The organism is Flavobacterium sp. FG139 (assembly GCF_057809695.1).
Window position 1 is genome coordinate 244,677 of the sequence record NZ_JBMDKL010000001.1, and the last position, 25,581, is coordinate 270,257.

The window sequence follows — 25,581 nt, forward strand, 5'->3', positions numbered from 1 at the left end:
ATAGTTAATCTTTGAAACGTTCCCATTTTATTAGCATAAACTTATCCCCTAATTCGGTAATTATCATTCCAGCACCTTTTAATTGGTCTTTGTTTTTTAGGAATTCAACCAATTCTAAGTGGTTATATATCTTGTAAGTAGGATGATAATCGGTATGATTGGGTTTGGTTACTTTAAATTCCTTTACCCAATTGCTTACAGTAACATGGGAAACGCCTATAATACGCTCAATTTCTCTAAAACTTAATCCTTCCAAATACAATTGTAATGCTTTTGTTACGTAGTAACTATCAATCTTTTTCCCCATTTTATTAACCGTAAAATAGTAATTGCATTTTTTGCATAAATACCTTTGACGGTCTTTGATTACACCGCTTTTAACGATTGTGTCGCTTTGGCATTTTGGGCAGGCTAAAATATCCATATATATAAATTTTGCATAAATATACTAATTTAGCAATTATACAAAAACATTTTATGTATTTTTTTTAGCTTAAAATTATACACTCCTTAATTTTATTGATAAAAAAATGAATATATTTAATTTTTAGTAGGAATGTTTGACAAGTAGATTACTGAAACTATAGTTCGATATCGATATAGCACTAGATTTCGTAAAATTACTATAGTATTGGTACATAAAAGCGACATAGAAGTGCTTCTCAACCCAAAATAATTGTGTAAGTTTGAAAAAATAATTTTGAAACTATGGCCTCAAAAGAAATACCAATTACTTTAAAAGGAAATGCATCACCTATTTATGGTGATTTTGGTTACCGATTCGCTGCATTATTATTGGATTTTGTTATTATGTTACCTGTATCACTAGTAGTTCTTTATTTCAATTCGAAAGCCCTAAATAACTTTTATATTACTTTTCCGTGTACTATTGTTTTTACTTTATGGTATTATGTTTACTTACCTAAAAATTTTGGTGCAACTCCAGGAAAACGCATTGTAGGATTACAATTACTCAAAATAAACGGTGATGATGTAACTTATAAAAATACTTTTTTACGATACCTACCTTATTTTATTAATACAATAATTAGCGTGAGTTGTATGCTATTTTGTATTCGATTGGCAGATTCAAATGAGTTTGTTAATTTAGATTGGCAAGAACAATCTCGCTATTTGTCTTCATTTTTACCCTTTGGGATAATCATTCAGGGTACTTATTCTACAGTGCTAGTAGTTACCGATTTTATACTATATATGTCCAGCCAACGCAACCAAAGTTTTAAAGATGTGGTAGCAGGAACAGTTGTAGTTTTTAAACACATGGTGCCCGAAATTAAAGCGGAAATGGTTGCTAAAAATGAGGTGCCAATTGATACAATTTCATCATAACTAAAAAATACAAACATTATGAAAAGGTTTATTAGTACAATTTTGGTGCTCGTTTTATTTTCAAATTGTCACTCCATCCCTAAAAACAATACTAAAATGGAAGACCAAACAAAACCATCAACTACTACAGATGCAACTCCAAAAGTAACCGGAATTGGAGGTGTTTTCTTTTATTCAGACCATCCTAAAGAAACCAGGGATTGGTATGCAAAAAATTTAGGTCTTGAAATTAATGCTTGGGGTTCCTCAAGTTTTGAAACGAGAAATGTTAATAAACCTGAGGAAGTAAATTCGGTGCAATGGAAACCATTTAAAAAAGGTGATTCCTATTTTGAACCTTCCAAAAAAGAATTTATGATCAATTATCAAGTACAGAATATTGAAGGATTGGTAGTCAAACTCAAAGAAAATGGTGTAACTATTTTAGATACGATTGCTTCTTACGACTACGGTAAATTTGTTCATATTATGGATGCCGATGGTAACAAAATTGAACTTTGGGAACCAAAATAAGTAAGGGTATAATTTCTGGAAATCTCTAAAACTCTTCAGAATTTAAAACTTCATTTTTTCTAAAGCTTCCATTACATAGTTATGCATTACTTCTTTGTAATCAAGATGCGTCACTATTCGAAGTTTGCCATGCCCCATAGAGCTAATATGAATGCTTTTCTGTTTTAATTTTTCAATAACCCATTTATCTTCTAATGAGGGTCTAACCGAAAAAATTAGGATATTCGTTTCAACTGGTTCTACCTTATCCACCCATGATAACGTTTGTAGAAGTGTTCCTAATTCTTTAGCTCTGCGATGATCTTCTTCCAATCGCAAGATGTTATTTTGCAAGGCATACATTCCAGCTGCTGCTAAATACCCCGATTGACGCATTCCACCGCCAAAAATCTTTCGGATTCGCAAGGCACGTTTCATATCGTCTTTACTACCGATTAATAAGGAACCTACGGGTGCTCCTAATCCTTTCGATAAACAAACGGATATGGTATCAAACAATTCTCCAAATTGTTTAGGATGTTGTTTTTTAGCCACCATAGCATTCCACAATCGAGCACCATCCAAATGGTATTTCAAATGGTGTTCAACACAAACCTCTTTTATTTTTTTTAATTCAGAAATCTCATAACAAGCACCACCACCTTTGTTAGTTGTGTTTTCAATACTCACTAGCGACGTTAATGGTGCATGATAAAACTCAGGGTCATTTATAGCATTTTTAACCAAATCGGCAGTAATCATGCCTCGTTTTCCATCCACTAAACAACAAGAAACACCACTGTTAAATGAGGCACCTCCTCCTTCATAATGATAAATGTGTGAATACTTATCACAAATAACTTGCTCACCTGGATTGGTATGCAACTTTATTGCTGTTTGATTAGCCATTGTGCCACTCGGAAAAAACAAAGCCGCTTCTTTACCAAACAATTGAGCCACAGCAGTCTCTAACTCGTTTACCGTTGGGTCTTGTTTATATACATCGTCACCAACTTTAGCCTTAAACATAAATTGCAACATTTCATTGCTGGGCTTGGTTACGGTATCACTGATTAAATTTATTTCCATATAAAATTTGGATGCATTACATTTGCGATTACAAAATTACATTATTTATGACAAATACCGAACAAATTAAAGGTATTGTAGAACGTCTTGGTGCGTTGAGGAGGTATCTTTGACATTGATGCCAAACTAATCGAAATTTCTAACGAAGAAGAAAAGACGTACGCTCCAGATTTTTGGAACAATGCTAAAGAAGCAGAACTGATTGTGAAGAACCTTCGCTCTAAGAAAAAATGGGTAGAAGATTTTGAAAAAGCAAATGGTTTAGCAGAAGAGCTTCAAATCACCTATGAATTTTTTAAAGAAGGCGATGTCACAGAAGTCGAGTTGGATGATCAATTCAAACTCACGAACGATTTCATAGAAGATCTAGAGTTTAGAAACATGCTTTCTGATGAAGGTGATAGTTTTAGTGCCGTACTTCAAATTACCGCTGGCGCTGGTGGTACCGAAAGTTGCGACTGGGCTTCTATGCTGATGCGTATGTACATGATGTGGGCCGAAAATCAAAATTATAAAATTAAAGAATTGAACTTTCAAGAAGGTGAAGTTGCTGGAATTAAAACGGTAACGCTCGAAATTGAAGGTGATTTTGCTTTTGGTTATTTAAAAGGAGAAAATGGGGTACACCGATTGGTACGTATTTCACCCTTTGATAGTAATGCTAAACGTCATACTTCTTTTGCTTCGGTTTATGTTTATCCATTAGTAGATGACACTATTGAAATTGACATCAATCCAGCCGATATAGAAATTATAACCTCTCGTTCGAGTGGTGCTGGTGGTCAAAATGTGAATAAAGTGGAAACTAAAGTGCAATTATTTCACAAACCCACTGGAATCCAGATTCAGTGTTCCGAAACGCGATCACAGCAAGATAATAGACAACGTGCCATGCAAATGTTACGCTCGCAGTTATATGAAATTGAGCTTAAAAAACAAATGGCACAACGTGCTGATATTGAGGCAGGAAAAATGAAAATTGAATGGGGATCACAAATTAGAAACTACGTGATGCAGCCCTATAAACTGGTAAAAGATGTAAGAACCGGAAAAGAAACCAGTGATGTTGATGCCGTTATGAACGGAAATATCGATGTTTTTTTGAAAGCGTATTTAATGATGATGGGACAAAAAGAGGAATAGCAAAATTTATGAATTATAAAATAACTCGTAATTTATAATTTGTAATTCATAATTTAACCCTATATTTGCATCGAGGATTCCGAAAGGAAGTTACACCTCACCACAATAGCCGATCGCTCCAGATCGGCTTTTGTATTTTATACATGTAAGTTTTTTTTCTATATTTGGAATTCTAAACCATTAAAAAATAGAATATGAAAAAAATGATTGCCTGTTTATTACTTGTATCTGCTGCCTGTTTCAGCCAAAAGAATTTTTTAAAAGGATATTATATTGATAATTCTGGAAAAAAAATTGACTGTTTGATTAAGAATTCTGATTGGGAGTACAATCCCATTTTTTTTGAGGTAAAAAATAATTCTGATGAAGTTTCCAGAGAAGTTTCGATATCTGAAGCGAAAGAGTTTGCTATTGATGGCTATTCTAAATACGTAAAAGAAACTGTTGCAATTGATATTTCTAAAGGAGAACCTGATTATTCTATTGATAAAGAGCCAACTTTTACAACAGTTACAGTTTTTTTAAAAGTGTTGGTAGAAGGAACAAATAACCTATATCAATATGAAAATAATACCTTCCCAATTCGTTTTTTCTTTAAAAATAACACTCAAAATATCCAACAATTGATTTATAAAAAGTATTTTAAATCAAATGAAAACATGTCTAATTTGTATGCTAATGATTTTTATAAAAGACAATTATTAGCTGCTGTGAATTGTAACGATAGTGCTTTAAAAGTTGAAACGCTAGAATATTCTGACGATGATCTAAGAGATTATTTTAATTTGGTTAATAAATGTTCTGGAGATAGTTCAAGTAAAGAGGTGTCAAAAAGACAGAAGACAAAGTTGAATTACAAACTAGCTTTTAATACTAATTATTCCTATTTTGATTTAATTAGCAAAAATGGAATCCGAACCGTACCTTTTGATGGTTCTAATGAAACTGGAAAGAAAACATCCTTTTCGATTGGAGTTGAACTTGAAGCAGTGCTTCCATTCAACAATAGAAGTTGGGCTGTATTTACCGAACCTTCTTTCATTTCATATAAAGGTGACGGAGTTATGACAAGTACCTACTACATCAATCCAAATTATAATAATGGATACACCAATAATGATTATAAAATAAATTTTAAATTTAACAGTATTACTGTCCCATTTGGAATAAAACGCAATTTTAATTTTAATAAAAATTCGAAACTATATTTGGAAACTGCAATGAATATACAGTTTGTAAATAATTCAGATTTATTAATAACCAGAGATAATAATGGATATCCAACCTTTTTATACACCGAATTGAACGGAGTCAAATTCAACCTCCTTTTTGGAGTTGGTTTTCAATTCAAAAAATATGTAATTGCTTTTAGACAATATACTAATACTAATTTGAATCCTTATACCGATTCTAATGTATATGCTTTTAAGAACACTTCGTTGCTCCTAAAATATCAATTCAATTAAAAAAAACACCCCAAATACAACATTTGGGGTGTTTTTTTTATAATACACAATTATTAAACCAATACTTCCTTCAAAAATTGTAACAGGGCTTTCCAAGAACGATGGTCGGCTTTTTCATTATAAGCTGCACCTTTGCTGTTATCGGTACCTGCATTTTTATCGGTAAACGAATGAACTGCATTGGCATAATAGACCATTTCCCAGTCGGCTTTAGAAGTTCTCATTTCATTTTGAAATGCTTTGATTTCGGCTTCACTTTCATAAGGATCGTCAGCACCGTGCAGTACTAAAACTCGAGCTGAAATGGGTTCAATGGCTCTAGCTTCATCACGAGCCAAACCTCCATGAAACGAAACAATTCCTTTTACTTTCATATTGCTTCTAGCCGCTTCAATTGCACCAGTTCCTCCAAAACAATACCCCATAACCACAATTTCATCAGGATTAGCACCTTGTTTTATCAATTGTTCAAGAGCCAATTGAATGCGTTTTTGATATTCCTGAATATTTTTTTTGTAATAGCCTGCTTTTTGACCTGCTTCACTATAATTGCTGGGCTTATTACCTACTCCATAAATATCGGCTACAAAGGTGTAATACCCTAATTTAGATAACTCTTCAGCGCTTTCTTTGGCATGATCATCAATTCCCATCCAAGCAGGTAAAATCAGAACACCAGCTTTGTTTTTTAGGGCATTTGCAGGTTTGGAAATGAATCCACTTAACTTTTGAGCACCGTCTGTATAATCAACAGGTTTTAGTTGTGCTTGTGACATAAAAGCACTCATAATCATCACTAAAAATAATTTTGTCTTCATGATATATTTTTTTAATAAAAGTACATACTTATCTCAAAAACAATTGTTAAAATTAGACTAAAAAAAATCCGTTGCATTGTAATTAAGGCAACGGATTAAACAAAATAAATGAAATTTTAACTAACTCGATTTAGATGTGCTATTTTTATCAGTAGTTGAATCAACCTGTGAATCAGTCTCTTTTTTTCTAACCATTATTGGTTTTGGTAAATCGTTATCTCCAAGTAATAACGTAAAACCTGATTTAGAGTAATTCTCAATTGTTTCTCCTTTTACTTCAATTTTAAAAGGACCTCCTACATCAAGATTATCTAAACTAAATCTACCTTTTTTATCGGTTACAGTTTCGTAAACCGAATTTGTAGGCAAATAAATCAAAGTAACCGATGCATTTACAACAGGCATATCACCGTCTGTAACTTTTCCATTGATGGTAGAAGAAGTTATTTGTGCAGAAGCAATTCCTGCTGATAAAATAAATAGGACTGCTACTAATGATTTTAACTTTTTCATATGTTCTATTAATTTGATTAGAATGAATAACGAATTCCGAATTGTGCTTGAAATCTTGAAGCAAATTGATCTACAGTATATGGTGTAGAAGTTGGTGTTTTAAAGGTGTAAATTGGATCACCAGTGGCAACACCACCTAAATTACCAGTTTTAGTTAAACCAACACCAGCCGTTGAATTGTAGGTATTTGGAACAAAATAACTTCTTCCCCAATCTTTATTAATCATGTTTCCAACATTAATAATGCTGATAGAAAATTGAATAGTATGAATATTATCCTTACCATCTTTAATTCTAAATTCATCCATTATTCTCATGTCGGTTTGAATGTTCCATGGAGTAAAATCGCCATTTCTTTCTGTAAAAGTTCCTCTTCTACTTTTTAAATAACTGTTACCATTAATGAAGTTTTCATAATCAGCAACTTGTTGCACTGCTGTGGCAGTTGGTGCACCAGTAGCATCAACACCGATGTAACGTGCCGCTTCTGCAGCATCTTTAAAAATATAAGCTAAACCAGCTGATTGTCCTGTTCCAGCAATTGTTGAGTTGACAAATCCCCATGTAAATGGATTTCCAGATTGTGCATTGAAGAAAACATTTGCAGAAAGCGTATTGTTTTTGGTTATGTTAACCGCATATCCAACATTAGAAACAATTCTGTGTTTGATATTAAAGTTAGATGTAGCTAATTGCGGATTATTAGGCGTTAACGATTGATTCATTTGCCAGTTACTCTCCATTGAATTTCTAACACCGTTAGTGATATCTTTGGCATTACCATAGGTATAGGCTGCCATGAAATTGAATCCAAAGTTATACGATTTAGAAACCATACCTGTTAAGCTGTAACGGTATCCTTTGCTTGTATTTGAAAGCATATACGCATTTGAGAAAGCTGGATTTATATTGGTTGAATAAATTGGCATCTCATGATTTACATCGTAAGAATAGTAATAAGGGTTGTCTGTTTTATTCACTTGTTGGAATAATAAATCTCTAATTACTTTGGTGTAAATACCTTCAAAAGTAAATTTATATCCTTTTAAGGTATAATCTACTGCAAGTGAATTTCTTGAGATTTGTGGCATTTTAAACTTGTTATCAATTAAATCTGCCTGAACTTTTGGTGTAGCATCATGATAGTTGTTTATTCCACCTGTATTTTGGTTTAAAGGATCTCCTAAAGCTGTAGCTTGTGCAGCGGTTAAGTTATTTCTATCAAAACTTCCATATCCAACACCATCATTATAGTAGGCATATCCTAACCATGCAAAAGGAATTCTACCGGTGAATATCCCTGAACCACCACGAATTACTAATGATTTATCTTCAAAAACATTATAATTGAATCCGAAACGAGGAGACACTAATGCCGTTGTAAAGAAGTTATTTTTGATTTGATTTACCGGCGTGTAATTGTATGTTGTTCCGTAGTAAGGATCATTTGGTGAATTTTGAACCTGAGAACTCAAATTTGGTTTGTTAGGTAAATCGGTGTAATCAACTCTAATTCCTGGAGTGATTTTAAGTTTATCACCAATTTTGATTTCATCTTGTACATAAGCACTGTACATATTCACTTTAAACTTTGCATATGGATTGTTGAAAATATCATCTCTTGTAGATCCATCGAATGCATAAGTTCCTCTTACACGTGAAGGTGTTCCTGCATAAAAATCAGCTAATGTTTTATAAGAAACTCTACCGTTTAAAGCATTAACAAATCCGTAACTAATATCATAAAGTTCGTTATGTGTTCCAAACAACCACGTGTGATTTCCACTTTTGTACGTTAAGTTATCGGTAATTTCAGTGGTATTTTGTTTCATATTAAATACGGTAGCTTCTCTATCATTTCCTAAGAAGATTGTACCACCATTGTATCCAATTTCAACTTGTGGAAACATATAATTTCCTGAAGTTGGGTCGCGATAATCTTTAATACTAGAATAGCCAACCATAAATGAGTTAGACCATTTATTGCTAAAATGACTTTTAAATTCCAATACCGTACTGATTGATTTGTTGTATTGAATGAAGTCCATACTCGAAAATCTGAAGTTTGCAGCATCGCGTTCTAAGTTAGAAGCCTCAGAAAAAACAGTATTATTTCGAAGTGACAAAGAGTGTTTTTGGTTTATTTTCCAATCAATTTTATTGAAAAACTTTTTACTTTGCGAATGGTTATTGTATGCATTGAATGAACCAGCATCAAAACCATAATTTGTTTTTACAAAGTTTGAAATAGAAGTAGCTGTAGCATTGTCTACTAATGAAGCTACATTACCGTTTGCATCAACATCACCAGCATTGTAAAATAATGGATCTGTTCTTTTGGTATATTCCTCATTTGTAAAAAAGAATAATTTATCTTTAATAATTGGGAAACCCACTCTGAATCCTAATTGATAATCTTCAAATTCTTTAGGCATTTTAGAACCATCACCAACATTATTCGGACCTGTTAAAGCTGCATTTCTACCATACGTATAAACCGAACCCGATACTTTATTAGTACCACTTCTAGTTACGGCATTTACACTTCCTCCAAGAAAGTTTCCTAATTTAACATCGTAAGGAGCAATATATACTTGAACATCTTGAATGGCATCCAAACTAATAGAGTTGGTTCTGGTACTGCTTCCTGGCATCCCAGAAGTTCCAGATTGACCACCTAATGATGGGCTAAAACCAATCGCATCATTATTGATAGAACCATCAATAGTAACATTATTATATCTAAAATTGGTACCTGCAAATGAGTTATTGGCACTTTGAGGTACTAGTTTAGTAACATCTTGAATTCCTCTATTAATATTAGGTAATCCGTTGATCTGCGTTTGAGTAATGTTTGTACCGCCATTTCTTGCAGAGGTTTTTTTACCTGCTACAACAACTTCTTGCAATACATTATCGTTTTTCTGAACTTTAATTACTGGAATATCGTTATCTCCTAATGATAACTGAATTTGTGAAGTGGTATACTCTTTAGTATCCATACTTTTCACCGTTATTTTGTATGGACCACCCACATTCAAATTCTCTAAATTGTATCGACCTTGCTTGTCTGTGGTCGTTTCATAAGTAGAATTTGTTGGCAAGTGTGTTAACGTTATGGTAGCATCAAAAACTGGAGCAGTACCATCTGTAACTTTCCCTGAAACAGAAGAAGATGTAATTTGAGCCGATACGACACTGATTACAAACAGCATTACAATTGAGAAAAGTGATTTTAATTTAAACATAGTTGTGTTTTTTAATTTGATGCAAATTAACAGCGTCAAGTTAAAATTGAAGTTATTAACACTTTATCGTTATGTTTTTAAATTGTTTCTAAAATGTTAAGATGTTATCTAAATGTTAATTTTAAGAAACTAAATTGTGATACTATTTTTTTTAAAAAAAAGTTTCACAAAATGTAATTGTGAAACTTTAAAGGTTTTATTTGAAAAACAGAAATAAATGTTTAAATACCCATTTCGATTTGAAATCTTACATACCAATTGTTTTTTGAGGTTCCGTCATAATAATCTAATTTATCAAAACTAGCCTCCGCTTGTAGTTTAAATGCGTGTTCCCAAAGATATTTGTTAATGCCAAAACTAAACTCGTTAGTGTTAGGGTAATACTTAAAAACTTCATTATCAATTTTTTGTATAGAATAACGTGTTACAAATTCGTAATTAGATTTAAGTACATAACTTAACTGAAAATCAGTTCCGTACCCATTAAAAATAACTTTGGTTTGAGTAGCATCTAATGGATTAACGGTAACAGGGTCATTAGACATTCGATTCATATAAGTGGCCATAAATGCCCAACCATCATATTTCGCAATGGCATCTAAAAGTAACGACTTCATATCGTGAGCAGAATATAATAAATCACCAGTTTGTCCTAATGTTTTTCTAGCTTTTTGGTTGTATGAGTAAGCTCCAGAAATCATAACTTTTGGTTTTGGTTCTCTTAAAATATCTCCTTCAAAATATTGTCCGTCTTTTTTAAAAGTTCCTAATGGCAATAATTCTATTTTTCCAGTAAAGCACAATCCATTATTATCTTTAATTGGAGCATTGGGATTATTTGTTGTCCAATTTCTACCTTCTCCTAAAGTGATTGCGCCTTTAAAATCGTAAGAGAATTGATTTGGTTTTTCATGCAAATTAGCAAAATGAAAACCAAAATCACGATCAATTCCAAATTTGAAATTATTTATAGAACGGTCGGTAAATTGTATGGCTCCAGAGGAATTTACGGTTTGACGAGTACCAGGTAACTTGGTAACTCCAAATCCTAATTGCCATTTTTTATTTGGACGATAGTAAACCATCGCATCCCGAATTACATTAAGGTTCTCTCCAGTTTTTTCAACCCCAACATCTCCTGCACCAAATGAAAGTTGCATTACATATAAAAACTTTGGGTTCCCTACAAAACCATCAAATCGTAAACGAAGACGTCTTACTTGAGCTTCATAATAGGGATCATTTCCTTCATTATCATAATAAGACAATCTGTTTTGTATACGAAAACGAATGTTGAATTGGTACAAACTGTCTGGAGAAGTAATTCCAATTCCTTTTCCATAACTGAAATAGGGTAATGAATTTATTTTTAAATCATTATCGTGTTTCGATTTTTCATTATTTACTTGAGCATAAAATGAAATAGACACTAAAAGAGTCGTTAATAGAATAATTCTTTTCATTGTAAAATAGTTAGTTGTGTGTGTTTGTGTAGTTTAATTGATTTATTGTTTCTTTAAAGTTAGCTTATTCTTAAATTAAAATTACTAAAAGTAGTTTTTTTTAAAAATTGTTAACGTTATATTAACTTTTAAAAAAAGGTTGAAAAAAAACTGCCAATTAAGGCAGTCATAGTTATATAATGTTTTTTTTTATCTATAGAAATATCTTCAAGATAGAGTATATTAGAGCAGCTAACACAGCTGAAACTGGAATGGTTAAAATCCAGGCCCATAATAATTTAACAGTTACTCCCCAACGAACGGCTGAAACTCTTTTAGTAACCCCTACTCCAATGATGGAACCCGTAATAGTATGTGTAGTAGAAACAGGAATCTTAAAATGTTCTGTTGTAAATAAGGTTAAAGCACCAGCAGATTCTGCTACTACACCTTCAAAAGCGGTCACTTTAGTAATTTTTGAACCCATGGTTTTTACAATTTTCCATCCACCACTTAAAGTTCCTAAAGCAATAACAGTATAACAAGTTAATGGAATCCAACTCGGCATATTGGCTTTAATTCCTTTATCTTCGTCTGGTAAAATTACATTCAAATCCAACCATCCAGAAGACATATCAACATGTGGATTCATTCGTAAATAAACCGCAACAGCTGCAGCGATAATACCCATAACTTTTTGTGAATCGTTTCCTCCATGACCTAAACTAAATGCGGCTGATGATAACAATTGCATTTTTCTCAGTACTTTCTCAGCTTTTGAAGTTGAAAAGCTACTAAAGAATAAATTAAATATGGCTAAACTAAAGAAAATTAATCCGACTAAAGTCCATTTGATATTTCCTGGTTCACAAACGACACTCCAAAAATGGCTCTCAAATCTTGGCTTTTTAATGTCCGAATAAGAAACCATAACAGTTGACATAAACCAAACCACCAAAATCATTAATACTACTGTTACTATTTTTGGATAGATATTCTTTTTTGAGGAATACATTAACCATAAAGAAATGAAATACGAAATAATCATTCCTAATAATGGTGCAAAAACAATAAACAATATTACAATAAGTACACCAGAAGGCAATAATTCTCCTTCTTTTGCTGCTTTGAACCAGTTTACAATTTTAAAACCTGCATGTTCAGGATCAGTAACACTCGATAATCCATGAGCAATAGCAGCACCAGCAAATCCGCCTATAAGCGTGTGTGATGATGATGATGGAATTCCTTTCCACCACGTGATTAAGTTCCAAATAATAGCCGCAATAACTCCAGCTAAAATAGTTACCAAATCAATACTGCTTGAATGTGCCGTTTTTGCAACCGTATCAGCAACTCCAAATCCGAAAACCCAATAGGCCAGAAAATTAAAAAAAGCTGCCCAAACTACCGCTTGAAAAGGGGTTAAAACTTTGGTGGCTACGATGGTAGCTATCGAATTAGCCGCGTCGTGAAAACCATTGATATAGTCAAATATCAAAGCTAATACTATAATAACAATTAATAAAGTCATATTTTAATGTCTAGAGTATTCTTGTTATTAAGAATGTTTTACAGAAATTTGTTCCATTACGTTAGAAACACTTTTACATTTGTCTGAAGCTGATTCTAAAGCCGAAAGCACTTCTTTGTATTTTATAATGTTTTTAGCATCGCTTTCATTTTCAAAAATATCAGCTACAGCTTTGTCAAAAACAGCATCTGCCTTGCTTTCTAATTTATTGATTTTTTTACAAGTATCTTTAATAGCTTTATGATCATTCATGTCTTTCAATTCTTTGATTCCAATACCAATTAATTGACATGCTTCTAAATTAATTTCTGTTAATTTTCGAATGGATTTAGTTATTTTTTCTACCTGATACAAACGCATTTTACTCGCAGCACCGTGCATAAAATCGGCAACATTATCAATCGATTTAATCAAGGAATGAATGTCTTCTCTATCAAAAGGTGTAATAAAGTTTCTACTCAACTCTAAGTGCGTTTTATGTGTAATTTCCTCAATAACAGCCTCTAAATCTTCTATTTTTTTGTAATATTCTTCACGCTCAGACTTAGGTGCATTTACGGCTTCATGCAGAGTTTCTGCTAAAACAATTAAATTTGCAGATGCTTGCTCAAATAAAGGAAAGAACTTTTTATCTTTTGGCACCAAAAATTGGAAAATACTGTTTAATGACATTGTATCTATTTTTAAATTTTTGCAAATGTATTTATCTAATATTAAGAGAATGTTAAGAAATTAAAAAAAGCCCTATTTTACACTATTATTTTTTAGAATTCAAATTGATACTTTCTTTTTGAAAACGTTTTCGTATTTTAGCAAAGCAAAAATCAAGCATTACATCTATGGACTTAAACTTCAACAAAAACGAAGATCATAACAAACTTTTACTATCTGATTTAAAACAAAAATTCGCCAAAGTAAAGCTTGGTGGAGGCGAAAAACGCATCGAAAAATTGCACGCTGAAGGCAAAATGACCGCAAGAGAACGCATTGATTATCTGTTAGATGATAAAGCAAAATCTATCGAAATTGGCGCTTTTGTAGGTGACGGAATGTATGCTGAACACGGCGGCTGTCCGTCAGGTGGTGTTGTCGTTAAAATTGGTTATATCAAAGGAAAACAATGTATTGTTGTAGCTAATGACGCTACTGTAAAAGCCGGTGCTTGGTTTCCAATTACAGGCAAAAAGAACCTTCGTGCACAAGAAATAGCTATGGAAAACCGCTTGCCTATCATTTATTTGGTAGATTCTGCAGGAGTTTATCTGCCAATGCAAGACGAAATTTTTCCCGATAAAGAGCATTTCGGACGAATTTTCAGAAACAATGCCATCATGAGCAGCATGGGAATTACTCAAATTGCTGCCGTAATGGGAAGTTGTGTTGCTGGTGGTGCCTATCTTCCTATCATGAGTGATGAAGCCATGATAGTCGATAAAACAGGAAGTATTTTCTTGGCTGGAAGTTACTTAGTAAAAGCCGCTATCGGCGAAAATATAGACAACGAAACCTTGGGTGGCGCGACAACACATTGCGAAATTTCGGGTGTAACCGATTATAAAGCCAAAAACGATAAAGATGCTTTAGATCGAATTAAGAGTATCGTGGGTAAAATTGGGGATTATGATACAGCGGGATTTAACCGTGAAAAATCTCAAAAACCAGCATTAGAAGAACAAGATATTTATGGTATCATTCCGAAATCTCGTGCCGATCAATACGACATGATGGAAGTGATTAAACGATTGGTTGACAATTCGGAAATGGATATGTACAAACCCGATTATGGACAATCAATCATTACGTGCTATGCTCGAATTGACGGTTGGGCTGTCGGAATTGTGGCCAATCAGCGCATCGTTTCTAAAACTAAAAAAGGTGAAATTCAATTTGGTGGTGTAATTTATTCGGATTCGGCAGACAAAGCCACACGTTTTATTGCCAATTGCAACCAAAAGAAGATTCCATTAGTCTTTTTGCAAGACGTAACCGGATTTATGGTGGGTTCCAAATCGGAGCATGGCGGTATTATTAAAGATGGTGCCAAAATGGTGAATGCCGTTTCTAATTCGGTAGTGCCAAAATTTACTGTAGTAGTTGGAAATTCTTACGGAGCAGGCAATTATGCTATGTGCGGAAAAGCCTACGATCCAAGATTAATAGTTGCATGGCCAAGTGCCGAACTTGCCGTTATGGGTGGAACACAAGCCGCTAAAGTATTAGCACAAATAGAAGCTTCGTCTTTAAAAGCGAAAGGCGAAGTGGTAGATGAAGTAAAAGAAAAAGAATTGTTTGATAAAATCAAAGCACGTTATGATGCGCAAGTTTCGCCTTATTATGCTGCATCACGATTATGGACCGATGCTATTATTGATCCGTTAGAAACTAGAACCTGGATATCAATGGGAATAGAGGCTGCCAACCACGCTCCTATTGAAAAGAAATTCAATTTAGGCGTAATTCAGGTTTAATGCGTTAATTTGAATTTTCGCAATGAAAATAATACGGTAAAAGACAAATGAAGCGTAGTGTGTTCCAAAAATAAAATCGTCATAAAAATAGAATAGAAAAAAAATTTCACTAGATATTTCATAAAATGACTTTTAATTAATGCACTCAAATTTACAAAAAACAGGAACTTCAAATGATTTTGTTTTGTTCATCAAATTGTAAATTAAACATTAATAAATACTGTAATTAAAGGAATTGACTTAGTCTTTTTGTAATAGATATAATAATGCCATTACTCCATTTCCAGCCTTTTCAACACGATATTTCAGCAATTGCAATTCCTGAAAAATTTACTTTCCCATTTTATTACGAACCCCATGAATTGAGTATCATTGCTTCAAATGAATTGCAACAATACCTTCAAAATCAAACCGATTGGAAACATAACTTCGGATTAGATGAAAATCAAAACGGATTGGTTATAGGTAAAATGTTTGGTGTTTTAGTGGTTCAAAATCAACAAAAGGAATTAGGCTATTTATGGGCTTTTTCAGGAAAATTAGCGTCTCAAAATCATCATGAGTATTTTGTGCCTACCGTTTTTGATATGCTGCAAGAGGATGGTTTTTTCAAACAAGAAGAAGCGGTTTTAAATCAATACAATCGTAAAATTGAAGCATTAGAAGCTTCAGCTGACTATTTGAATTGTATTCAAAATTTTGAAAACACTAAAAATCAAGCGGAACTTGAATTGCAAGAACAAAAAAACCGCATAAAAATTTGCAAAAAACTTCGAGCAGAACAACGGGCTACTGCCGAAAGAGAACTGGACAACAATGCTTTTGAAACATACAAAAATCAATTGAATTCAGAAAGTCAAAAGGAAAGCATCACCCTTAAAAAAATGACGCAGTATTGGAATCATAAAATCGATTTTGCCTCTCAAGAATTAGCTGATTTTACTAATAAAATTGATTTGCTAAAAGAAGAACGTAGGCAAAAATCAAATGCCTTGCAACAACAATTGTTTTACAATTATGCATTTCTAAATCAATATGGTAACTCAAAAAGTTTAGGAGAACTATTTGATGGAAATCCGCCAGCTGGTGCTGGTGAATGTGCGGCACCAAAATTGTTGCATTATGCCTTTCAGCACCAACTCAAACCCATTGCTATGGCTGAGTTTTGGTGGGGACAATCGCCCAAATCAGAAGTTCGAAAGCACCAGCAGTTTTATCCGGCATGCACGGGTAAATGCCAACCCATTTTAGGGCACATGCTCGAAGGCATTGTGATGGATGAAAATCCGTTTAAAATGAATACCGCAATAGGAAAAGAGATTGCGATTGTTTACGAAGATGAATACTTAGTAGTAGTTAATAAACCAGCGGAATTTCTTTCGGTACCTGGGAAACAAGTTACGGATTCGGTATATTCTAGAATGAAACTTCGTTATCCAAGTGCCACGGGCCCCTTAGTGGTACATCGTTTGGACATGTCAACTTCGGGTTTGTTATTGGTCGCTAAATCGAGCGAAATTCATAAAAATTTACAATCCCAATTTATTAAACGTCAAATAAAAAAACGATACGTAGCTTTGTTAAACGGAATTATTACAGAAAATCACGGAGTAATCGATTTACCGTTGCGTGTCGATTTAGACAACCGTCCCAATCAATTGGTGTGTTACGATTATGGAAAACCCGCTCAAACTAAATGGGAAATTATAAAACAATTCGATGGTAAAACGTTAGTTTACTTCTATCCTATTACTGGTCGAGCCCATCAACTTCGCGTTCATGCCGCACATCCTTTAGGTTTGAATACCGCCATTGTTGGCGATGATTTGTACGGGACGAAAGCCAATCGTTTGCATTTGCATGCAGAAAGCATAACCTTTCAACATCCCATTACTAAAGAAATAATGACTGTTTCTGTAGAAGCAGATTTTTAGTAACAAATTGGTTATGTTTACTACTAACATATAAAATAGCTTTTTTTATGAAAAAAATACTTCTCATTGGTTTAACTCTCACTAGTTTTCAAGCGCTTTTTGCTCAAGAAACATTTACCCGAAAAGATTCGTTATTTGGTGGATTACGCCCAGAACGAACTTGTTTTGATGTGCAATATTATGATTTAAATATTAAAATCAATATTGATGACAAATCTATTGTAGGTTATAATGACATTTCGTTCAAAGTGGTTGAAAAAACAAAGAAAATTCAAATCGATTTGTTTCAAAATATGCAAGTCGATTCGATTGTTTATAACACTAAAAAGCTACAATACAATAGAGATTTCAATGCTGTCTTTATTGATTTTCCTACTGAATTGAAGGTAAATTCTAATGAAAAAATTCGTTTTTATTATTCTGGGAAACCTTTAATCGCCAAAAATGCTCCTTGGGATGGTGGATTTGTTTTCAAAAAAGACAAAGAAGGCAATCCATGGGTTGGTGTTGCTGTTCAAGGAACTGGTGCGAGTTTATGGTATCCTGTTAAAGATTCTCAAACTGATGAACCAGACAATGGTGCCACTATTAAAGTAGCTGTTCCAACAGGTTTAGCAGAAGTTTCTAATGGAAGATTATTAGGTAGTGAAGATCTAAAGAACGGCTATACGCGTTGGGATTGGGAAGTGAAAAATCCAATAAACACCTACGACATTACGGTTAATATTGCTAATTATGCACACATTCACGATAATTTAGACGGTTTAGATATTGATTATTATGTGCTAAATTATAATGAGGAACGCGCTAAAAAGCATTTTGATGCCGACGTTAAACCGATGTTGACTTGTTTTCAAAGTAAGTTTGGATCCTATCCATTTAAGGAAGATGGCTATAAATTAGTTGAAACTCCTTATTTAGGTATGGAACATCAAAGTGCTGTAGCTTATGGAAATAAGTACTTGAAAGGGTATTTAGGTTCCGATTTGTCGATGACTGGAATTGGATTGACCTTTGATTATATTATTGTTCACGAAAGCGGTCACGAGTGGTTTGGAAACAGTATTACGTCTAAAGACATAGCCGACATGTGGATTCACGAAGGGTTTACTCAATATACCGAAGTGGTTTTTATTGAATGTCAAAAGGGATATGAAAAAGCCATGAAATACTGTAAAGGTTTACAGCGTAATGTTCAGAATGATCGACCAATTATAGGAAATTATGGAGTAAGTAATGAAGGTTCGGGCGATATGTATCCTAAAGGTGCTTTGATGTTAAATACGTTGCGTCATGTTATAAATAATGACGAATTGTGGTGGAAACTTATTTTGAATTATTCTGAGAAATTCCGTCATAAAATTATCGATACCCAAACAGTAATTGATTTTTTTAATACCGAAAGTGGCATGAATCTAACTCCTATTTTCAACCAATACTTGCGTTATACTACAATTCCAGTACTGAATTTAAAAATTGAAAAAGACAAATTATACTGCAGTTGGACCGCTTCAGAACCAGGTTTTGCAATGCCCGTTGATATAAAAATTAACGATGAAGAAATCAGGCTAAATCCAACAAGCGAATGGTCTAAGACTAAAATTAAAGTCAAATCGTTAGACGATGTAGAAGTATTAACGAGTGAATTTTATGTAAAGGTTTCTAAATAAAAAAAGCGTCTCTTAATTGAGACGCTTTTTTTATTTATTTTAAACTTTCTTTTCGCAATACTTTACCATTTTCGGTTTCTTTAAACTTAGGCACAAATACGATTTCTTTTGGCCGTTCGTATTTATCCAATACCTCAAAAAGAGTAGGATCAACTTCAAACGAATCACTTTCAATGACTAAAACTACTTTTTCACCCAACTCTTTATCTTCTTTAGATGTAATAAAAAAGCGCTGTTTAATAGAACCGTCTAATTTATGTTCAACCTGTTCGGGCATAATTTTGACACCACCACTATTAATCACATTGTCAATTCGTCCTAGGAAAACAAACTGATTTTCATTGACCAATTCGACTAAATCATTGGTTACAATGGCATCTTCTGCAATAATATGGGGTGCATGAATTACTAAACAATTTCTGTCGTCATACGAGATTGTTACGTGTGGCAACACCGTAAAGGCCTTCTCGCCTACTCGTTTGGCAGCAATGTGTGTAATGGTTTCGGTCATGCCATAGGTTTCATAGACTTCGGTAGGCAATTTCATCAATTCTTTTTCTAACGAGGCACTAACACGTGCACCACCAACGATGAGTTTCTTTACCGATTTCAATTCGTTTAAAGAATTCTGGGCTTGCATCGGAACCATCGCTACAAAATCATACTTCAAATCATCTAAATCTTTCATAGGATGGGAACTCGGCGCTACATAATCCAAATCCAAACCAAGAATAATCGCACGAATCAACATCATTTTTCCAGCGACATACTTAACTGGAAGACATTGCAATGCTCTATTTCCAGAACGCAAATCGAAAAAATCTCCAGTAGCTACAGCCGAATTTACCATAGCTTGCTTATCAACACGAATGATTTTAGGAGTTCCTGTAGAACCCGATGTTTGCAATTCGATGTAAGATTTACTGTCAAACCAATCCAAAAGAAAATCCCCAACTGGTTTTTCAAAATCTTCTCCTTCTTTAATGAAACTATAGGCTACACGGCATAAATCTTCTTTATCTAGATGAAAACCATTTAATTTAAAATGATTGTGAACGTTTTCATAAGTAGGATTAATCATAATATTCTGCATTTAAATTAGTTGTTGTTTTGATGTCGCCTGTCAGTTTTTCTCTCCAATTATTCCAGTTGTATTTCTTACTAAAAACAAGTAATAACAATGGGAATATAACAAATACAGGTATGAAAATTTGGAATCCAGAAGACGGTTCTGAAACATCTCTAAAAATAGAGTTTGTTTGAAATGCCGTCCAATCAGAGGTTACCAATAAAGCAGTTACTAAATTATTAGCTGCATGAAAACCAAGAGCCAACTCCATTCCGTCATCCATTAAGGTTATGATGCCCAGAAACAAACCCGTTCCAATGTAATAAATTAAAATGCTATAGCCCATTTTGCTTACTTCTGGATTTAAGATATGCATTGAGCCAAAAATAATGGAAGTCATCATCAATGGAAACCATTTATTACGAGCTAGATTTGCAAAACCTTGCATTAGATAACCTCTAAAGACAAATTCTTCAACAGAAGTCTGTACAGGAATTAATACCGATGCAATTACAAATAAAATAGCAAATGGGATGGGCTTAAAATTCCAAATCATATCGTTAGGACTTGTATAATAAGCAATTAAAGTGGTGATAATTGTAAAAACTGCCCATAATCCAAAAGAAAAAAATACTCGCTTCCAATCAATTTTTTTTCTGGAAGTAGTAATTTCAAGTAACGTTTGTTGGTGAAAATATTTTACAACTAAAAGAATACCACCAAATGCCACTAGAAACGAAATCATAATTAAAAAAAGTGACCCATTAGAATCTAATGAATTTAAGGCGTCACTTGAATTTAAAATTATTTTTTTAGAGGAATATGCTTTCAGAGCAACTGCTATACCAAGCGGAATTTGCCCTATGGCAGCAGCAAAAATAATAACTACAGAACCCAGTAAATACTTCCAAAATTCATTTTCTTTTTTGACACCTTGTTCTAAAAACATAACTCAAATTAATTTGTACTAAAATAGTATAATTATTACAATTTTTATTTATTTTACGTAAAAAAAGATGATAACGATTTACCATAATCCTCGTTGCGGAAAATCAAGAGAATGTCTAACTTTTCTTGAAACCTCAAATCACAAAATAGAAGTGGTGAAATATTTAGAAAATCCATTATCCTATGAAGAATTGAAAAGCCTTCTAAATAAATTAGGCATTCCTCCAATGGAATTAATTCGAACCAAAGAATCGGTTTGGATTGCCAATTACAAAGGAAAAGAATTGTCGGATGAAGCTATTATTCAAGCGATGGTTGACTTTCCAATTTTGATGGAACGTCCTATAGTTGTATATGGCGAAAAAGCGGTAATAGCAAGGCCTTTAGAGAAAATCAAAACCATCCTTTAACGTTTTCTAACGTACTTTTAACAAACCTTTGTGATTTGATGGTTAAACGAATGTTTAGTTTTGCTGTCTTAAAGAAGCATGACAAAAAAACATCTTAACATGAAAAACCTTAAATTCTTTTTAACGCTAGCTTTATTATGGAGCACATTATTGAATTATTCTCAACAAAAACCCGACGTTAAAAAAGTAAAAGTAACTGGAAAAGTAATTGAAAAAGGAACCAATCAACCTTTAGAATACAGCACAATTTCATTAATTAATCCAACTACAAACAAAGTTGTTGCTGGAGGAATTACCGATGCTAAAGGTGATTTCAGCTTTGATGCTGTACCAGGAACTTACAATGTAAAAGTGGAATTTATTTCGTTTAAACCCACCGAATTAAAAGCCAAATCAATTAAAGAGAATACCAATTTGGGTACCATTTCACTAGAAGATGATGCTACACAATTGAAAGAAGTTATTGTTCGTTCAGAGAAAACAACGGTTGAAATTAAGTTAGATAAAAAAGTTTATAATGTAGGCCAAGATTTAATGGTTAAAGGCGGAACAGTAAGTGATGTTTTAGACAACATTCCTTCTGTTGCTGTTGATGTTGAAGGAAATATTAGTTTGAGAGGAAACGATAATGTGAAAATTTTAATTGATGGCAAACCTTCAAGTGCGATTAACATTAACGATGCTTTGCGTCAAATTCCTGCCGATGCTATTGATAAAGTTGAAGTAATTACCAATCCATCTGCTCGTTATGATGCAGAAGGAGGTGGTGGAATTATCAATATTTTAATCAAAAAAGGAAAAAATAAAGGATTGAATGGTAGTGTTATGGCAACTGGTGGATATCCCTCTAATCAAGGTCTAACGGCTAATATTAATTTTAAATCCGAAAATTTCAACATGTATTCTTCTCAAGGTTATAATTACAGAAGTAACCCGGGAACAATGATTAACAATACCAAATATTTAAATAGCACTAACGACGCAACTGGTTATATCAATGAAAATAGAGATAACTCTAGAATCAATAAAGGCTATAATGGAAACTTTGGTATTGATTGGTATTTAGACAAATCAACTACTTGGTCAAACATTGTAAACTACAGAAGAAATATAAGTAATAATGAGGAAAATGTTTTTTCAAACAATTACGATTCTAATTACAATTTTACCTATCTGAGAAATCGTGATAATCTTGACAATACCAAAAGTGAAAATATAGAATACAGTACAAATTTGACTAAAAACTTTAAAAAACAAGGTCATAAATTAACTTTTGACGGTGTTTTTTCATTGAATAATGACAAAGATTTGGCTGGAATTACAGATATTACGTCCAATTCTAGTACAGTGAATTTTGATGCCACTAAAAATAATCAAAAGCAAATACGTAACTTATTGCAAACGGATTACGTGTTACCAATTGGAAAAAACAGTCAATTTGAAGCAGGTTACAGAGGTAGTTTTACTTCACAAACAACCGACTATGCGGTTCAAAACAATGGCGTTGTTAATCCTTTTTTTACAAATGTTTTGGAGTATAAAGAAAAAATAAACGCTTTATACACTCAATTCGGAACTAAATTCAACAAGTTATCGATGCTTTACGGTATGCGTTATGAAGATTCTAACATCGATATCAATCAGCTTACTTCTGAAATTTATAAAAATAAAAAATACAACAACTTCTTTCCAAGCGCTTTTTTTACCTACGAAATCAATGATAAAACAAGTGTTTCATTAAATTATAGTAAAAGAATAAATCGACCAAGAGGTAGAGAAATTAATCCTTTTAGTAGTTATTCAAGTAGCATTAACATTTTTAGAGGAAACCCAGATTTAGATCCATCAAGAACAGATGCATTTGATTTTGGCTTCTTGAAACGTTGGAATAAACTAACCTTTAATACTTCTGCATATTACAACAAAACAAACAATACAACACAAATGGTTCGTTATATTGAAGGTTTGAATTCAAATGGAACTCCAATTACTACTTCCACATTCATTAATATTGCTAACGAATTTAGAACAGGATTCGAATTTACTTTAAACTATTCTCCATACAAATGGTGGAAATTGAATAGTAATTTTAATTTCTTTAGAAGTGAAATAAAAGGAGATTTTAATTACACTTACAGAGATGCTTCCAACAATTTATTAGCAGGGTATCAAAATCTAAACAATACTAATTATAGCTGGTTTACACGATTAACCTCTAAAGTTACTTTTCCAAATAAAATTGATTGGCAAACTAACTTAACCTACAACGGTCCTCAAACTTCTGCTCAAGGTAAAACGTTAGGAATTTTTGCAGCCAACCTTGGATTCAGTAAAGATGTGCTTAAAGATAAAGGAACAATTGCTTTGAATGTAAACGATGTTTTCAATTCTAGAAAAAGAAAAATGTATACCTATATTCCAGGTCAAATAGATTCCTATTCAGAAATGCAATGGAGAAAAAGACAAATCACACTTTCGTTTACTTATCGTTTTAACAAACAAAAAAATGAGAAAGAAAAACAACCTAAAAAAGATTCTGATGGTGGCGATGGTGGCGACTTTCCAGGATAAAGAAACTAATGAGTAATAAAAAAAGCCCCAATTTGGGGCTTTTTTATTGTAAAACAAAACTATATTAAGCTTGTTCTAATGCTCTTTTTTCTCTTCTCTCTTTTAACAACTCTCTAGTAGCACCAAATATCCAATAGAATACGAAGTGAATTAAGAAAATCATCAACCAAAAACCGATGGTTAAAATGGTCAAGAAAAGTAAGAAACCTAAATACTGTTGAAATTCAAACATGTTTTCCGGAATTATTTGTGAATTCGTTTCAAAGGTAATTCATATATTTTTATTGACCAATAAAACTGAAATAATTATTAACTACTTTTTTAACAATGCTAATACCATTTCTTTTTCTTGAAATAATAAATCATTCCAATTAGTAAAACTAACATGCAACCCATAACGGTAAAATATCCGTGTTCCCAATGCAATTCTGGCATATTGTCAAAATTCATACCATACACACCTACAATAAACGTTAGTGGCATGAAGAAAACAGAAACTACCGTTAAGGTTTTCATTACTTCGTTCATCTTGTGACTTTGCGTTGAAAAAAAGAAATTGGAAGCGCTTTCTAAAGTGGTTAAATCGTATTCAATTTGTTCTAAAAGTTCCAAACATTTTTGGTGCAATCGCTCAAAAAAAGTAAAGTTATTGGCTTCTATAGCATCAAAAACATTGTCGTCTTTGATGCTTTTAATCGAATACAAAGAATCCCGTAACGGAATGATCGCTCGTTTCAAAAAATTATAATTATCCCGATGCTTTTCTATTTGTTCTAATATGGCTAAATCGGTACTATGTTTAGATAAATTTATAAGTTCTTCCACTTTATCTTCTTCATTTTCAATGGTTATGTAAAAGTTTTCCATAATGGCATCCAACAATAGAAACAGTAAGTAATCGGCTTTTTTAGTTCTAACAATTCCCGAATGAGTTCGGATTCGTTCTCTAATATGCGTAAAAAAATCACTTCGCTTTTCTTGAAATGAAACCAGAATTCCGTTCTTCAATAAGAAACTGATTTGCTCCATTTTAATATCATTGGAATCTTCTTCGGGCAATAACGATTTGATATTAAAAAACAAGGTATCGTGATACTCGTCAAGTTTGGTGCGTTTGGTAGTATTTAAAATGTCGGAAAGCATAAAATTATCCACATTCAGATAATCGCCAATTCGCTTTATAAACTCAGGATCATTCAATCCGTGCACGTTCAACCAATTAATTTTAGTGTAATCTACATGTTTTTCGATCTCATTCACATCAAATTCATGGAATTCAGCCAAATCCAAATCGTCATACACAAACAACTGACTTTCGGTTTGTGTATATTTATGAACACCTGTATATTCTAGCATTGCCGGCTGAACCTTTTTTCCTTTTTTGTATTTTATTTTTCTCACAGAAACAAATTTTGT

21 protein-coding genes are annotated in these 25,581 nt (G+C 33.0%); 9 read left to right on the forward strand and 12 right to left on the reverse strand.

Going from position 1 to position 25,581, the window contains the following annotated elements; genetic code table 11:
• Positions 1–4 precede the first annotated feature (4 nt).
• The gene (locus ACODSI_RS01150) at positions 5–424 is read right to left on the reverse strand and encodes an IS1/IS1595 family N-terminal zinc-binding domain-containing protein (RefSeq protein WP_488915001.1); all 420 of its coding nucleotides are present in this window, start codon (positions 422–424) and stop codon (positions 5–7) included.
• Between the two features lie 284 nt (positions 425–708).
• Here ACODSI_RS01150 and ACODSI_RS01155 point away from each other — a divergent pair, with 284 nt between their 5' ends.
• Positions 709–1,350, forward strand: a complete 642-nt coding sequence (locus ACODSI_RS01155; protein ID WP_488915002.1) for an RDD family protein — start codon at positions 709–711, stop codon at positions 1,348–1,350.
• A gap of 96 nt (positions 1,351–1,446) precedes the next feature.
• Positions 1,447–1,863: a VOC family protein gene (locus ACODSI_RS01160; RefSeq protein ID WP_488915003.1), complete on the forward strand. Its 417-nt coding sequence runs from the start codon at positions 1,447–1,449 to the stop codon at positions 1,861–1,863.
• A gap of 42 nt (positions 1,864–1,905) precedes the next feature.
• Here ACODSI_RS01160 and ACODSI_RS01165 read toward each other — a convergent pair whose 3' ends face one another.
• A complete protein-coding gene (locus ACODSI_RS01165) occupies positions 1,906–2,931 on the reverse strand; it encodes a threonine aldolase family protein (protein ID WP_488915004.1) in 1,026 nt (341 codons plus the stop codon).
• 47 nt (positions 2,932–2,978) lie between these two features.
• Here ACODSI_RS01165 and prfB point away from each other — a divergent pair.
• Positions 2,979–4,074, forward strand: a protein-coding gene (gene prfB, locus ACODSI_RS01170; RefSeq protein ID WP_488915005.1) for a peptide chain release factor 2 whose coding sequence is annotated in 2 segments (ribosomal slippage) — positions 2,979–3,041 and positions 3,043–4,074 — 1,095 coding nt in all. Because the reading frame shifts where the segments join, the coding sequence is not laid out codon by codon here.
• 194 nt (positions 4,075–4,268) lie between these two features.
• Entirely contained in the window at positions 4,269–5,540 is a 1,272-nt protein-coding gene (locus tag ACODSI_RS01175) for a porin family protein (RefSeq protein WP_488915006.1), read from the forward strand.
• Positions 5,541–5,593: 53 nt separating this feature from the next.
• On the opposite strand, the gene ACODSI_RS01180 is transcribed toward ACODSI_RS01175, so the two are convergent.
• From ACODSI_RS01180 to ACODSI_RS01205, 6 genes are all read right to left on the reverse strand, one after another.
• A complete protein-coding gene (locus ACODSI_RS01180) occupies positions 5,594–6,358 on the reverse strand; it encodes a dienelactone hydrolase family protein (RefSeq protein WP_488915007.1) in 765 nt (254 codons plus the stop codon).
• A 120-nt stretch (positions 6,359–6,478) separates the two neighbouring features.
• Positions 6,479–6,871 carry a carboxypeptidase-like regulatory domain-containing protein gene (locus ACODSI_RS01185; protein WP_488915008.1) on the reverse strand — a complete coding sequence of 131 codons (393 nt, stop codon included), beginning with the start codon at positions 6,869–6,871 and terminating at the stop codon, positions 6,479–6,481.
• A gap of 17 nt (positions 6,872–6,888) precedes the next feature.
• Positions 6,889–10,119 carry a TonB-dependent receptor gene (locus ACODSI_RS01190; RefSeq protein ID WP_488915009.1) on the reverse strand — a complete coding sequence of 1,077 codons (3,231 nt, stop codon included), beginning with the start codon at positions 10,117–10,119 and terminating at the stop codon, positions 6,889–6,891.
• Between the two features lie 221 nt (positions 10,120–10,340).
• A complete protein-coding gene (locus ACODSI_RS01195) occupies positions 10,341–11,582 on the reverse strand; it encodes a porin (RefSeq protein WP_488915010.1) in 1,242 nt (413 codons plus the stop codon).
• Between the two features lie 193 nt (positions 11,583–11,775).
• A complete protein-coding gene (locus tag ACODSI_RS01200) occupies positions 11,776–13,095 on the reverse strand; it encodes an inorganic phosphate transporter (protein WP_488915011.1) in 1,320 nt (439 codons plus the stop codon).
• Positions 13,096–13,122: 27 nt separating this feature from the next.
• On the reverse strand, positions 13,123–13,767 hold the full coding sequence (locus tag ACODSI_RS01205) for a DUF47 domain-containing protein (RefSeq protein ID WP_488915012.1): 645 nt from the start codon (positions 13,765–13,767) through the stop codon (positions 13,123–13,125).
• Positions 13,768–13,934: 167 nt separating this feature from the next.
• Between ACODSI_RS01205 and ACODSI_RS01210 the strand changes: the two genes are divergently transcribed.
• From ACODSI_RS01210 to ACODSI_RS01220, 3 genes are all read left to right on the forward strand, one after another.
• Positions 13,935–15,563 carry an acyl-CoA carboxylase subunit beta gene (locus ACODSI_RS01210; RefSeq protein ID WP_488915013.1) on the forward strand — a complete coding sequence of 543 codons (1,629 nt, stop codon included), beginning with the start codon at positions 13,935–13,937 and terminating at the stop codon, positions 15,561–15,563.
• 266 nt (positions 15,564–15,829) lie between these two features.
• Entirely contained in the window at positions 15,830–17,497 is a 1,668-nt protein-coding gene (locus ACODSI_RS01215) for a pseudouridine synthase (protein ID WP_488915014.1), read from the forward strand.
• A gap of 47 nt (positions 17,498–17,544) precedes the next feature.
• Entirely contained in the window at positions 17,545–19,167 is a 1,623-nt protein-coding gene (locus ACODSI_RS01220) for a M1 family metallopeptidase (RefSeq protein WP_488915015.1), read from the forward strand.
• A 34-nt stretch (positions 19,168–19,201) separates the two neighbouring features.
• On the opposite strand, the gene ACODSI_RS01225 is transcribed toward ACODSI_RS01220, so the two are convergent.
• Complete coding sequence (locus tag ACODSI_RS01225) at positions 19,202–20,248, reverse strand: AMP-binding protein (RefSeq protein WP_488915016.1); 1,047 nt, start codon at positions 20,246–20,248, stop codon at positions 19,202–19,204.
• Positions 20,241–21,185, reverse strand: a complete 945-nt coding sequence (locus tag ACODSI_RS01230) for a CPBP family intramembrane glutamic endopeptidase (RefSeq protein ID WP_488915017.1) — start codon at positions 21,183–21,185, stop codon at positions 20,241–20,243. Before ACODSI_RS01230 ends, ACODSI_RS01225 begins: the two co-directional genes overlap by 8 nt.
• A gap of 67 nt (positions 21,186–21,252) precedes the next feature.
• Between ACODSI_RS01230 and arsC the strand changes: the two genes are divergently transcribed.
• Both arsC and ACODSI_RS01240 read left to right on the forward strand, forming a co-directional pair.
• Positions 21,253–21,594: an arsenate reductase (glutaredoxin) gene (gene arsC / locus ACODSI_RS01235; protein WP_488915018.1), complete on the forward strand. Its 342-nt coding sequence runs from the start codon at positions 21,253–21,255 to the stop codon at positions 21,592–21,594.
• Positions 21,595–21,693: 99 nt separating this feature from the next.
• Positions 21,694–24,165 carry a TonB-dependent receptor gene (locus ACODSI_RS01240; protein ID WP_488915019.1) on the forward strand — a complete coding sequence of 824 codons (2,472 nt, stop codon included), beginning with the start codon at positions 21,694–21,696 and terminating at the stop codon, positions 24,163–24,165.
• 64 nt (positions 24,166–24,229) lie between these two features.
• Here ACODSI_RS01240 and ACODSI_RS01245 read toward each other — a convergent pair whose 3' ends face one another.
• Both ACODSI_RS01245 and corA read right to left on the reverse strand, forming a co-directional pair.
• Positions 24,230–24,397, reverse strand: coding sequence for a hypothetical protein (locus ACODSI_RS01245; RefSeq protein WP_488915020.1), 168 nt, complete (start codon positions 24,395–24,397; stop codon positions 24,230–24,232).
• Positions 24,398–24,495: 98 nt separating this feature from the next.
• Positions 24,496–25,566 carry a magnesium/cobalt transporter CorA gene (gene corA / locus ACODSI_RS01250; protein ID WP_488915021.1) on the reverse strand — a complete coding sequence of 357 codons (1,071 nt, stop codon included), beginning with the start codon at positions 25,564–25,566 and terminating at the stop codon, positions 24,496–24,498.
• Positions 25,567–25,581 lie beyond the last annotated feature (15 nt).